At 30.2% G+C, this 12828-nt stretch carries 12 protein-coding genes and 1 riboswitch; of the genes, 5 read left to right on the top strand and 7 right to left on the bottom strand.

The window, feature by feature from the left end; all coding sequences use genetic code 11:
- Positions 1-54 precede the first annotated feature (54 nt).
- Positions 55-1011 carry an ion channel gene (locus tag ACIQ11_RS04565; protein ID WP_396153229.1) on the top strand — a complete coding sequence of 319 codons (957 nt, stop codon included), beginning with the start codon at positions 55-57 and terminating at the stop codon, positions 1009-1011.
- 12 nt (positions 1012-1023) lie between these two features.
- On the opposite strand, the gene ACIQ11_RS04560 is transcribed toward ACIQ11_RS04565, so the two are convergent.
- The 3 genes from ACIQ11_RS04560 to rmuC are packed head-to-tail and all read right to left on the bottom strand — an operon-like array spanning position 1024 to position 3316.
- A complete protein-coding gene (locus tag ACIQ11_RS04560; RefSeq protein ID WP_396153227.1) occupies positions 1024-1569 on the bottom strand; it encodes an acyl-CoA thioesterase in 546 nt (181 codons plus the stop codon).
- 21 nt (positions 1570-1590) lie between these two features.
- Positions 1591-1959, bottom strand: coding sequence for a 6-phosphogluconate dehydrogenase (locus ACIQ11_RS04555; RefSeq protein WP_396153225.1), 369 nt, complete (start codon positions 1957-1959; stop codon positions 1591-1593).
- Positions 1960-1969: 10 nt separating this feature from the next.
- Entirely contained in the window at positions 1970-3316 is a 1347-nt protein-coding gene (gene rmuC / locus ACIQ11_RS04550) for a DNA recombination protein RmuC (RefSeq protein ID WP_396153223.1), read from the bottom strand.
- A gap of 142 nt (positions 3317-3458) precedes the next feature.
- Here rmuC and ACIQ11_RS04545 point away from each other — a divergent pair, with 142 nt between their 5' ends.
- On the top strand, positions 3459-4043 hold the full coding sequence (locus tag ACIQ11_RS04545; RefSeq protein ID WP_396153221.1) for a pseudouridine synthase: 585 nt from the start codon (positions 3459-3461) through the stop codon (positions 4041-4043).
- Positions 4044-4122: 79 nt separating this feature from the next.
- Here the strand turns inward: ACIQ11_RS04545 and ACIQ11_RS04540 are convergent, their stop codons facing one another.
- The 3 genes from ACIQ11_RS04540 to ACIQ11_RS04530 are packed head-to-tail and all read right to left on the bottom strand — an operon-like array spanning position 4123 to position 7082.
- Positions 4123-4908 (bottom strand): ABC transporter ATP-binding protein, encoded by a 786-nt coding sequence (locus ACIQ11_RS04540; protein ID WP_396153219.1) that lies wholly within the window; start codon positions 4906-4908, stop codon positions 4123-4125.
- A 12-nt stretch (positions 4909-4920) separates the two neighbouring features.
- Positions 4921-5949, bottom strand: coding sequence for an iron chelate uptake ABC transporter family permease subunit (locus ACIQ11_RS04535; RefSeq protein WP_396153217.1), 1029 nt, complete (start codon positions 5947-5949; stop codon positions 4921-4923).
- Positions 5950-5951: 2 nt separating this feature from the next.
- Positions 5952-7082 carry an ABC transporter substrate-binding protein gene (locus ACIQ11_RS04530; RefSeq protein WP_396153213.1) on the bottom strand — a complete coding sequence of 377 codons (1131 nt, stop codon included), beginning with the start codon at positions 7080-7082 and terminating at the stop codon, positions 5952-5954.
- 53 nt (positions 7083-7135) lie between these two features.
- Positions 7136-7349, top strand: a riboswitch (cobalamin riboswitch).
- Between the two features lie 74 nt (positions 7350-7423).
- Between ACIQ11_RS04530 and ACIQ11_RS04525 the strand changes: the two genes are divergently transcribed.
- The 3 genes from ACIQ11_RS04525 to ACIQ11_RS04515 all read left to right on the top strand — a co-directional run bounded on the left by ACIQ11_RS04525 (position 7424) and on the right by ACIQ11_RS04515 (position 10519).
- Positions 7424-9346 (top strand): TonB-dependent receptor plug domain-containing protein, encoded by a 1923-nt coding sequence (locus tag ACIQ11_RS04525; RefSeq protein WP_396153211.1) that lies wholly within the window; start codon positions 7424-7426, stop codon positions 9344-9346.
- Positions 9347-9459: 113 nt separating this feature from the next.
- Positions 9460-9981, top strand: coding sequence for a DUF4252 domain-containing protein (locus ACIQ11_RS04520; RefSeq protein WP_396153208.1), 522 nt, complete (start codon positions 9460-9462; stop codon positions 9979-9981).
- A gap of 4 nt (positions 9982-9985) precedes the next feature.
- Positions 9986-10519, top strand: a complete 534-nt coding sequence (locus ACIQ11_RS04515; protein ID WP_291242131.1) for a DUF4252 domain-containing protein — start codon at positions 9986-9988, stop codon at positions 10517-10519.
- A 51-nt stretch (positions 10520-10570) separates the two neighbouring features.
- Here the strand turns inward: ACIQ11_RS04515 and ACIQ11_RS04510 are convergent.
- On the bottom strand, positions 10571-12828 hold a 2258-nt coding region (locus ACIQ11_RS04510), incomplete at its 5' end, for a GH92 family glycosyl hydrolase (RefSeq protein WP_396153206.1).

Below are 12828 nucleotides of genomic sequence, written 5' to 3'. Positions count from 1 at the left end.
TTATAAAAAATATTACTTTTACAAAGTCCCAAATTATTGGGACTTTTTTAATATATGGCATTACTTCATAAAATAAATAAAAAAGCAAAAGCTGAAAACAATACCGGTTTTGGTACAAATTCTCAAAATTATGGCGGTCGGTTCATAAATAAAAACGGGAATGCAAATATTCAAAAAGTGGGTATTGGTTTTTTGGAAGGTATTAGTTGGTATCATACTATGTTAAAAATACCACGATGGAAATTTTTCTTTATAATAATTCTTTTTTATTTTATTGTCAATTTGTTTTTTGCTTCCATTTATATGTTAATTGGAGTTGAGAATTTGCGTGGAGTAACCTCCGTTTCAAGAATTGATAAGTTTGGTGAAGCTTTCTTTTTTAGTATTCAAACTTTTACTACAGTTGGCTATGGGCATATTAGTCCTTCAGGTTTTTTAGCCAGTTTTGTGGCAGCTGTAGAAGCATTGTCAGGATTGCTAAGTTTTGCAATAGCAACAGGTTTGTTTTACGGAAGATTTAGTAAACCAAATGCATTTATAAAGTTTTCAGAAAATGCGTTAATAGCTCCTTATAAAGAAGGAACCGCTTTAATGATGCGTTTGGCACCTCATAAAAACACCAATTTAACTGATGCTGAAGCTTTTGTTACTGTTGGTATTTTAATTGATGAAAATGGAGTTATTTCTAATAAATTTTATAATTTACCTTTAGAAATGGGTAAAATAAATTCTTTAACTTTAAGTTGGACATTAGTGCATCCAATAGATGAGGAAAGTCCACTATTTAATTTAAATCAATCTGATTATAAAAATACTATTGGAGAAATTTTAGTTTATATAAAAACATTTGACGATATGTATTCATCTACAGTTGCTAAAAGGACTTCATATACATTTAATGAAGTAGTTTATGGTGCTAAATTTTCCCCAATGTATTCTAAAAATGAATCAAACACCAAAACAGTTTTGCATTTGGAAAGTTTAAATTCTTTTACTTGTATAAAAATTTAAAAAATCTGAAATTTATTTTAATTTCAGAAGAACATTATATTTTTCTAAATTCTTTAGCGCTTCTTTTGATTCAAAATCTAAAGTTATTTCCTCTTCTAAATATTCTTTTTTAGCAGAAATTCTATTGATACTTTCATAAAAATGTCGCACTTCTTCTAAATTTGATAAAATTAATTTTGGAACCTTTACATTTTCACCTTTTTCATTTTTGGCAACCATAGTAAAATAACTTGAATTGGTATGTTTTACTTTTCCCGTTTGAATATTTTGAGAAGTCACTCTAATTCCAACCACCATTGAGCTATTACCTACATAATTCACACTTGCTTTTAAGGTGACTAATTCGCCGATTTCAACAGGATTCAAAAAATTTACAGTATCAACGGATGCTGTTACGCAATAACTTCCACAATATTTAGAAGCACAAGCAAAAGCAATTTGATCCATTAAACTTAATAAATAGCCACCGTGAATTTTACCACTAAAATTACTATGCGATGGCAACATTAATTGAGTTAACGTTACTTTAGATGCTGAGACTGTATTAGCTGTATTCATTTATTTACTATTAAAATAAGTTTATTTTTCAGGTTGAACTTTTGTAATATAATAATTAGAATCGCCCCACCATAAAAAAGTGTCATAACGTTCAATATATTCTATTCTTACAAATTTCCCTTGATTGTTTTTTAATTGTTCAATTACTTCTGGCTCATTATCCATTACAGAAAATGCAAATTTTTGTGAACTTGAAAGACCTTGACTTAATTCACCTTCCCAAGTTTTAAAAAAGTAACCTTTATGGCTAAATTTTATTAATTCGCCAGCACGCATTCCGTCACTAAAAGTTGCGTAGTATAAAAAAGAAACGTACGAAGCGCCAGCTAATACAATAGCTAATATTCCATATATAAGTACTTTTTGAATAAGGGTCATATTGTTTGTCATATACTCTGAATTAATTGTCAGTTTCAATTAATAAATCTTCGTCATTTTCAGCTCGTTTCAAAATAGCTTCTGGTAAAGCTTTTTTTGCTTTAGCTCCCATTTTCTTTAATTTTTCAGCACTTGTAACTAAATTTCCTTTTCCTTCGGTAAGTTTATTCATTGCTGCAGAATATTCTACTTTGGCTTCGTCCATTTTCTTACCAATTTTAATTAAATCTGAAACAAAACCTTCAAATTTATCATACAAGGCACCTGCTTGACGCGCAATTTCAATGGCGTTTTCTTGTTGTTTTTGATTGGTCCACATACTATCAATAGTTCGTAAAGTCGCTAATAGTGTAGAAGGAGTTACAATCACAATATTTTTTTCAAATGCCTTATTGTATAAGGTTAAATCTTCTTGTAACGCCAATGCGAAAGCGGGTTCAATTGGAATGAACAACAAAACAAAATCAGGACTTTCCATTTGATAAATGTCTTGATAACGTTTGTTACTTAATTGTTCTACGTGTCGTTTAACCGAATTTACGTGCTCTTTTAAATGAATATTTTGTTGCACATCATCTTCTTCATTTACATATTTTTCATAAGCCGTTAATGATACTTTACTATCTACAACCATCTTTTTTCCATCAGGTAAATTGATAATTACATCGGGTAAAATTCTTGTGCCTTCTGCAGTTGTAAACGCCTGTTGTACTTCGTATTCTCGACCTTTTTCTAATCCAGATTTTTCTAATACACGTTCTAAAACGAGTTCGCCCCAATTCCCTTGCATTTTACTATCGCCTTTTAAAGCCTTGGTTAAGTTGATGGTTTCTTTGCTCATTTGGGCATTCATTTCGCTTAAGCTAACAATTTGTTGACGTAAAGCAGCGTGATAATCAATGCTTTCTTTATGTGTGTCTTCAACTTTTTTCTCAAAATGTAAAATTTTATCTTGTAATGGTGATAAAATATTTTTTAAGTTTTCTTTGTTTTGTTCGGTAAATTTCTGCGTTTTTTCTTCTAAAATTTTATTGGCTAAATTTTCAAATTCTTTAGTAAATTTCTCTTGCAAATGATTTAATTCTTCTTTTTGTTCTTTGGTACGATCTAATAAATTATCGAAATCATTTTCTTTTTTTGCCAATAAAACGGCAAATTCTTCTTTTTCAGTTTGTATTTTTTGTTTCTCGATTTGCAAATTCTGAAACGATGATTTTAATTCTGCAAGTTGATGCGATTGTGATGTTAATTGCCCTTCTAAATTGCTTTTTTCAGCATTAGACTGGGTTTTTGAAAGTAGCTTTCCAATGTAAAAACCAATGGCTAAAGCAATTAAAATGGCGAATACTAAGATAATAGATGTGTTCATTTTCGGAATAAAATTTGTTAGATAGTAAAATTACTATTTTTTTTAAATTTTTCCTCAATTATAAAAATAAAACACATAAAGTTCTTCTAATTTTTAATTTTCTATTATTCTAAATGTTTAGAATTAAAACTATTTTTGCACTATGAAGATACACCAACATTTTATTTTACATAAGCCACACGGATATATTAGTCAATTTATTTACGAATTAAAGCGTAATAAAAGAAAATTAGGTGAACTTTATGATTTTCCAGAAGGCACAATGGCGATTGGTAGATTAGATGAAGATTCTGAAGGGCTATTATTGCTCACCACTGATGGAATGATGAGTGAATTGGTTCGAAGTAAAAAAGTGGAGAAAGAATATTATGCGCAAGTTGATGGAATTATTACATTAAAAGCCGTTGAACAACTGAAAAATGGTGTAGAAATTGGTTTTCACGGCAAAAAATATATAACAAAAAAATGTCAAGTTAAATTAATTGATAATCCAACTCACATTGGTGAAGGCAGAAGAATTAGAGACGAGCGACACGGACCTACAAGTTGGGTTTCAATAACGCTAACTGAAGGAAAATTTCGACAAGTACGAAAGATGACTTCTGCTGTTGGATTTCCAACCTTACGATTAATTAGAATTCGAGTTGGGAATATTGAATTAGATGATTTAAAAGCTGGCGAAGTAAAAGAAATTTTTAAGGAAAGTTTTGATAGGATTTTGGAGTAGATTTTACCATTAAGACATTAAGTAAATTAAGATTTTTAAAATCAGCTAAACTATTCTTAATTTCTTAATGGTGAGATTTCTATCTCACAATAAACTTTCCTTTTTCTTTATCAAAAACAATATGCTCATCTTTAAATAACGTATCAAAAACACCTTTTTTAATTAAATTGCAAGGTTGATCTTGAATACAGAAACCTTCTGTCATTACTATCATTTCATCAGAAAGCTGAATGGCCAAATCGATATCGTGAGTTGAAAATAAAATACATTTTTCTGTTTCGTGTGCCAGTTTTTGTAATAATTTAAACACCGAAACTTTATGAAACAAATCTAAATGGGTTGTGGGTTCATCCAAAATAATTAAATCAGTATCTTGTGCTAAGGCTCTTGCAATTAAAACTTTTTGTAATTGTCCATCTGAAATTTCGTAATGTTTTTTTTCTATTAAATGTTCAATATTGGTGAGTTGAACAGCTGTTTTAATTTTCGAATAATCATCATCAGTTAAATTGCCAATCCAATTGGTATAGGGTTGTCTGCCTAAAGCAATTAATTCCCAAACGGTTAAATTACTACTTGGTAATTTATCGGTTAAAACTAAACTTTGTTGTTGTGCCAAATCCGAATTATCCATTGAAAAAATGTCCTTTTCATTCAAAAAAACTTCACCTGAAATCGGTTTTTGAATAGCTGTAATTGTTCGTAATAAAGTCGATTTTCCAATACCGTTTCCACCAATTAACGTAATTAATTTTCCTTTATTTAAAGAAATAGAGATGTCAGTCGCAATAGTTTTTACTTCTTTTTTGGAAGTATAACCAATGGATAGATTTTTAGTTTGTAATATGTTAGTGTTATTAATCATCATCATATAATTCTAACTGATTCCTCTTTTTCTTATCAACAACCAAATTACTATTGGTGCTCCTAAAATTGATGTAATTGCATTAATTGGCAATGTAAAATCGAATCCGGGTAATTGTGAAACAGTATCACAAATAAGCATAATTACCGCACCTAAAATCATCGTAGAAAAAAATAATGTTTTATGATTACTTGTTTGAAAAAGTAATTTCGAAATATGTGGCACGGCCAAACCTACAAAAGCAATTGGTCCCACAAATGCAGTGATACTACCCGCTAATATTCCGGTTGAAATAAAAATTATATTTCGTTGTTTTTTTATATTAATTCCAATGCTTTTCGCATAATTTTCACCCAATAAAAATGCGTCTAAACTTTTTATAGAAAACAGACTAAATAAACACCCAATCGTAACAGAAATACTTAAAATTAAAAGTTGTAACCAACTTAAGTTTCCTAAATTTCCCATAGACCAAAATGTGAATTTTTGTAATTGTTCTGCGGTACTAAAATAAGTTAAAACGCTAACAATTGCTCCAGTGAAACTACTAAACATTAAGCCAACAATTAAAATTGAAAGTGTGTCTTTTAATTTTTTGGAGACTAAAAAAACTAAAGATAATACAAATAAACTTCCTAAAATGGAGGCGAATAATATACCTAAACTGGATACAAAAAATTCTGCAAAAAATCCTGGTAAAATTGAAGCGCCCATAATTACAAAAGCCACACCAAGACTTGAACCAGAGCTTAATCCCAAAACATAAGGTCCTGCAAGTGGATTTCTGAATAAAGTTTGCATCAACAATCCTGAAATAGACAAACCAATACCAACTAAAATTGCTGTAATGGCTTTTGGTAATCGAAAATTCAGTATAATATATTCCCACGTTGCATTATTGGTTTCAATTCCCACTAAGGATTTTAGTATTTCTTTTAAAGGAATGGCAACTTGACCAAAACCAATATTTAGTAAAAAAACAACTACTAAACCAATTAGTAATGAAGTAAACAGGATTTTATGTTTGATGTTTCTTTTCAATTTTAATTTAATTTTTCGAAGAAATATAGTTGATAATTAGGTAATAATTCTGGATGAAATATTTTTACTAAATCTTTTAACACCAAATCTGGTCGATTAGGCGCCAATTCGTAATAAATTACACCACCCGTTTTGCCTTTCTTTTTACTAAACGAATAAATATTTTTTGCTTTAAAAGCTTTAAATTGTGAATAATGCGGATTTGCATTTTTAATTTCTTCTAAAGAAGTATATTGATCCATAAACCAAATATCGGCATTTTTGGCAATACTATATACTTTTTCAAAAGATAATGCCAAACTACCTGTTCCTTTTGTATGCTTCCATAAATAATTTGCTTTGGCATTACTTATAAATTTCGCACCCCAACTTTCGCCTTGTGGTAAATACCAAGTATTTTCATACATTGAGCCACTTAAAACACTTGGTTTTTTAGTAGTATTTTCAACTAATTTTAAGGTTTCGTTATAAGAATTTTCAATTGTTGAAAAAATAGCATTTGCTTGTTTTTCTTTCCCAAAAAGGACACCAAAAAGTTTAATCCACTCCACTTTACCTAAAGGAGATTGTTCATTCCAATCGCCATTTAAAATTACTTTTAAGCCATTTTTTTCTAAATTATCTAAAATTGGATTACTATTGTCTAAGCCATAGCCCATAATGATATCCGGTTGTAAATTTATCAGAACTTCCGTATTCAAGGTTTGATTGCTCCCTAATTCTTTTATTTTTCCAGCATTAATTAAGTTCCTTACTTTTTCTGAAGAAATGTAATTCAAATTTGGAAATCCAACTAATTTTGATTCTTCACCTAACATTTCTAATGATGGAATATGCGTAGTTGATGTTAGAACAATATTTTTTATTGGAACTTGTATTTGTGGCACGTTTTTATATTCTACAGGAATAATAGCATTTTTTTTCTTTAAAATATACAAAAATTTCTTTTTAGAATTTGGCCAAGGCGAACTTACTTCCACTACAGAATAATTATCTTTAGTGATAATTGACAGTCCTTTTGCGTGTTTTATTTCGTTGTTCGAAGCTTTTTTTAATGTGTTTTCATTATTATTCTTACACTGAATAAAAACAAATAAAAGTAAAATAAAAGCAAATTTTCGAGACCTATACATTGGTGTAATTTTTTACAAAAGTAAAAGATATTTATATAGTTTGATTTTAATTTTTAATAAATTACTTTTGTGGTCTGATTATGGTTGAAATTCTATAACATAGAAATTCATTAAAAGGGAATCAGGTGAAACACCTGAGCTGTACCCGCAACTGTATGCTATTATACGTTAGTGTTATCTGCAAATCCACTGTTTCGCTTTAAACGAGATGGGAAGGAAGACACTAATATGCAAGCCAGGAGACCTGCCACATTCATTGAATATCAAACTTTCGGGAAAAAAGGTTTGGGTATGGGTAATTCTATACTTTTCTCCCATATTGGAAAATTAAAATTGTAAAAATGAAACGTAATTTCATTAAACTATCTGCGTATTTTACGTTGGTAACTTCTTTTGCTATGGCTCAAGAACAAAATCTGTCAAAAACAATTCAAGAGATTGTAATTTCCGACACCAAATTTGCGCAAAGCAAAGAAAAATCAGGAAAAATTATTGAAAAAATTACAGCAAAAGATTTAGAAAACAAAAAAGGCCAATCTTTAGCCAATGTTTTAAGTCAAGTAGCTGGTGTAGAAGTAAATGGGAACCAGTCTGGAACCGGAAAAAATTTAGCATATTATATTCGAGGCGGAAGAAGTCGCCAAGTATTAATTGTAATTGACGGAGTTCCTGTAACAGATGCTTCAGGAATTGGTTTGCAATACGACTTACGTTTGTTACCTGTAGAGCAAATTGAAAGTATTGAAATTATGAAAGGAGCAGCCAGTACTTTATATGGTTCTGGAGCTGCAACAGGATTAATAAATATCACATTAAAGAAAGCGGTAAAAAAAGAAATCGAAGGTACCGCTTATATAAATTTAGGAACACAAAATGTGGCCAATCAAACAAAAACAAGTGCTCAAGATTTTAATCAAGGGTTTTCTGTAAATGGAACAAAAGGTCGTTTTTCGTATTTAACATCATTAAATAGTACCGAAACAAAAGGAATTAGTGAAGCTGCAGGTACAAATTTTGAAGAAGATAATTTTTCAAGAGTAAATATTATGCAAAAAATAGGTATCGATTTTAATTCTAAAATTAATTTTCAGGCTTTTGCTAATTATGACCGATTAAAATCTGCTTTTGATGGTGGAAGTTTTTCAGATGAAGTGGCAAACATTTCTTTTTCAGAACAGTTTAGGGTTGGTTTTACCACGAAATATAAATATGTAAATGGAGAATTAAATTTTGTAACAGGTTATACAAATTTGGAAAGAAAATACGACACTTACAGCTCTTGGACTTCCAGTGTTGACTATTCGTATTACAAATCCAGAAGTTTGAATGCCGATTTATTTAACAAATATAATTTTTCAAAACAGGTTTTTTTAATACTTGGAACTCAATTTCAGTTTATGGATATGCTGGAAGAAAGCGCTTATGAATCTATCAAAAATACTCAAGCCAACTTTAACGTGTTTGATCCTTACGCAACATTGGTATATTATTCAAATTTTGGACTAAATATTAATGCGGGTGCAAGAATTAACAATCATAATGTATATGGTAATTATACTACTTTTAATTTTAATCCTTCGTTCAACTTTAAAACAATGCCCTTAAAGTTAATTTCTTCTTATAGCACCGCATATATTACGCCATCGTTATATCAATTGTATTCGCCCTACGGAAATTTAACTTTAAAACCAGAAGAAAACACTACTATTGAAGCGGGTTTTGAAACAAATTTGTTTCAGAATAAAATTTCATTTAATGCGGTTGGTTTTTATAGAGAAGAAGAAAATAGTTACGACTTTTTTACCGATGAAGTCACTTATGAATCGAAATACATTAATAATTCAAGTCAAGTTATTGCAAAAGGTGTTGAAACTAATTTAGTATTAAAACCTGTTTCTTATTTTTCTATAAATGGAAATTATACGTTTACACAAGTTGCCGAAGCGCAAAGCAAGTTAATTCCGAAGCATAAAGTAAATGTTTCATTTGATGTAGACTTAACAAAAAAAATGCATTGGAATACACAATATCAATATGTGGAATCCAGAAACGACGCTTTTTTTGATAACAATACTTTTGCTACTGTTAATACCGTTTTGGCCTCGTATCAAATCTTAAATTCGAATATTTCTTATGAGGTTCTAACAAATAGATTATCTGTTTTTACGGCTGTTACAAATATTTTAGATAAAGATTTTTATGAAAATATTGGATATTCTGCAAGAGGAAGAAACTTTAAATTAGGAATCAATTTAAAGTTTTAAAATTTTCTAAATCGTAAGATTATGCTGCGTTTTTGTTTTATGTAACAATTTTACTTTAATGTTGTCTAATCTTTGGAATGGATTTTGATATTCAAATTAAAAAATAGTGAGTTATGAAAAAAATTATTGTTTATGTTGCTTTGATGGTTTCGTCATTAGTGTTTTCACAAAATGCTTTTGATAAATTAGAAGATAAAGATGGTGTAGAAAGCATTGTGGTTTCTAAAAAAATGTTCGATTTAATGAGTAAAGTTAAAGTTGATGCAAAAGATAAAGAAATGCAGCAATATATGAATTTACTTAAAAAATTAGATAATTTACAAGCGTATTACACCTCACAAGCGAAATGGAGTGGCGATTTAAATTCTGCAGTGGCATCGTATTTAAAATCGAATCCTTTAGATGCGATTTCGTCCACTACGCAAGATGGAAATGCTATAAAAGTGTACGGAAAAACAGATGCAAATGAAACCAATGTAAAAGAAGTTTTAGTTGTGGTAAACGGTAATTTTAATGGTGTAAAAACATCAATTGTATCTATAAAAGGCGATTTTCCTTTGAGTGAAATTGCATTACTTGTAAAAAAGTTAAATCTTCCAGGAGCCGATATTTTAAGTAAAATTGAAAAAAAATAATCGGATGAAAAAGGTATTTTTACTTGCTATTGCAGTCATTACATTCAGTTGTAAACAAGAAGCTTCCTTACAAAAATACTTTGTGGAAAGTGGCGAAAAAAAGGAATTTATGTCATTAGACGTTTCCTCTTCTATTTTAAATATTAATAAAAGTAAGTTATCTGCGTCAGAAAAAGCGGCATTAGCATCGTTTGATAAAGTAAATATTTTAGCTTTTAAAAAAGACGGAAAAAATAACGCTCAATATACAAAAGAAATAAAAGAAGTTAAAGAAATTTTAAAAGACACCGTGTATCAACCATTAATAAAATTAAATGGAGTAGGGCAAAACGCCTCTATAATGATAGTTGGTGATAATAAAGAAATTGACGAGTTAATTCTGTTTGGAAACAAAAAAGAATTAGGTTTTACGGTTGTTCGAGTTTTAGGAAACGATATGAAACCAGAAAACGCAATGGAATTTTTAAGTATTCTGCAAAAATCGAATATTGATATGGAGCAATTGAAACCCATATTAAACTTCGTGAATAAAAAATAAGGTTTTAAATATAAAATCCCATAACAGATTAAGTTATGGGATTTTTTTTGATTATTTTATAATTATCTCATCTACAAATATAAACGCATCACCGCCAAAACCTTGATGCCATTCTGGTAATTTTCCGAAGTTCTTGGCAATAACTTTTACGTAACGTGCTTTTTTGTTATTGGTTTCGTTAGCAGTGAAATTTAAAATCGTATTTTCTTCTATTTTTGGATCTAATGTATTGTTTATCGAACCGAAATAGGTAAAATTCACATTATCATCTGAAATGTAATATTCCACTTTGGTTGGCATTAAAATCCACGAACGTTGGTCTTGTAAAAAACGGGCTGAAATTTCAGTAATATCTTTCGCCACTTGTAAATCAACAACAGCCTCAAAATCCTGACTTTGGTAGCCTTGCCAATCGCCTTTTCTCCAGTTCTCGGTTCCTAAAATACCATCTAACAAGCCATCAGGACCACCAGCGTGATATTGCGGATTGTATTTGGATTTGATGTTGATGGTATAGTTGTTAGGTTTTTTGAAGAATTGAGCAGATATGGTGTTGCTTTGAGAATTATTATTCAAAACATAGCAAGATATTGTTGCATTTTGCTGAATTTCAAAAGGTTGATTATATAATTCAAATGATTTTTTTTCTAATGTTTCAACATAATTATTTATTTTAAAATATATTTTATCATTCGCATTTTGAGATTTCAATTCTATCTTCAATTTATCTTTAAATGCTTTACTTTCTGCTTGAATTATTGGAACAGTGATGATTCTTTCAGGTAAAGCAAATAATTCTCTTTTGATTATCTCTAATCCAAAAGATGATAAACCCATATTTTTAGTTATTATTTTTGATGTTTTGTTTTCAAAATTGACTTTAATATTTTCAAAATATGGTTCAGTTGTACTCCAAGAAGGTTCAATATTTCCAGGTGAAACATTGTAAATTCCCAAAGCACTCAAAACATACCAAGCACTCATTTGGCCGCAATCTTCGTTGCCAATTAAACCATCGGGCGTGTTTTTGTAAAATTCATTTAAAATAAAATGTACTTTTTCTTTTGTTTTTTCAGGTTTTCCAACATAATTATACAAATACGCCATATGGTGACTGGGTTCGTTTCCGTGCGCATATTGACCAATTAAACCCGTTACATCGACTTGTTCTCTGCCTGTCGTTTTGCTTTCGCTGTTAAACATTTCATCTAACTTGGCTTCAAATTTTTCAGGTCCGCCATACGCTTCAATCATTCCAAAAATATTTTGTGGCACGAAAAACGAATACTGCCAAGAATTTCCTTCTGTAAAATTATTATTCACTTCTCTTGGATCAAAAGGTTTGTCCCAACCACCGTTTTTCTTCGGACGCATAAAACCGGTTTCCCAATCAAAAGTGTTTCTCCAATTTTCAGAACGTTTTGAAAAACGAGCAACTTCATTGCCGTTTTTTATTATCTGAGCCATTTGAGCAATACACCAATCGTCATACGCATATTCTAAGGTTTTAGAAATGCTTTCGTGTTCGTCATCCATTGAAATGAAACCGTTTTTCTTGTAGGCTTCTAAGCCCAAAACATCTCTCATAGCTGAGGCTTTACTGGCTTCAAAGGCTTTTTCGTAATCAAAACCTGTTATGCCTTTTGCCATTGCATCTGCAATTACAGAAACCGAATGATAACCAATCATACAATCCGTTTCATTAGACGCCAATTCCCAAACAGGTAATCTACCACCTTGTTCGTATTGTTTGATGAACGTATTGATGTAATCAGAAGTTCGTTTTCTATCGATTAAAGTATATAACGGATGTGCTCCTCTAAAGGTATCCCAAAGTGAAAAAACGGTATAATAATCAAAGCCTTCCGCTTGATGAATTTTATTGTCTCTACCACGGTATTTTCCGTCTATATCTTGGGCAATATTGGGTTGCATCATCGTGTGATACAAAGCTGTGTAAAAAATCGCTAACTTATCTTTATCATCAGAAGTGACTTCAATTTTTGATAATTCTTTGTTCCAAAGGGTTTCTGCCTCTTTCTTAACTTTTTCAAAATCCCAATTTTTGATTTCAGAACTGTTTAGTTTGGCACCTTCATAACTCGTAGGCGAAAGCGATACTTTTACAAGTATTTTTTCGCCTTTTTTGATTTGTTTTGAGAAACTTAAAGTCAATTCAGTTCCTTTATATATTCCTTCTAACTTAGTGTTTTCCTTGTTTTCTTCTTTAACCAGATTTACTTTCAAAGGTACATTAAATTCAATTCGAGCATAAACATATTGATCTCTAGCCCACGCTTCGCTTCTTC

This window comes from Flavobacterium sp., assembly GCF_044361065.1.
Classification (GTDB): domain Bacteria; phylum Bacteroidota; class Bacteroidia; order Flavobacteriales; family Flavobacteriaceae; genus Flavobacterium.
This window is presented reverse-complemented; position numbering and strand designations above follow the sequence as displayed.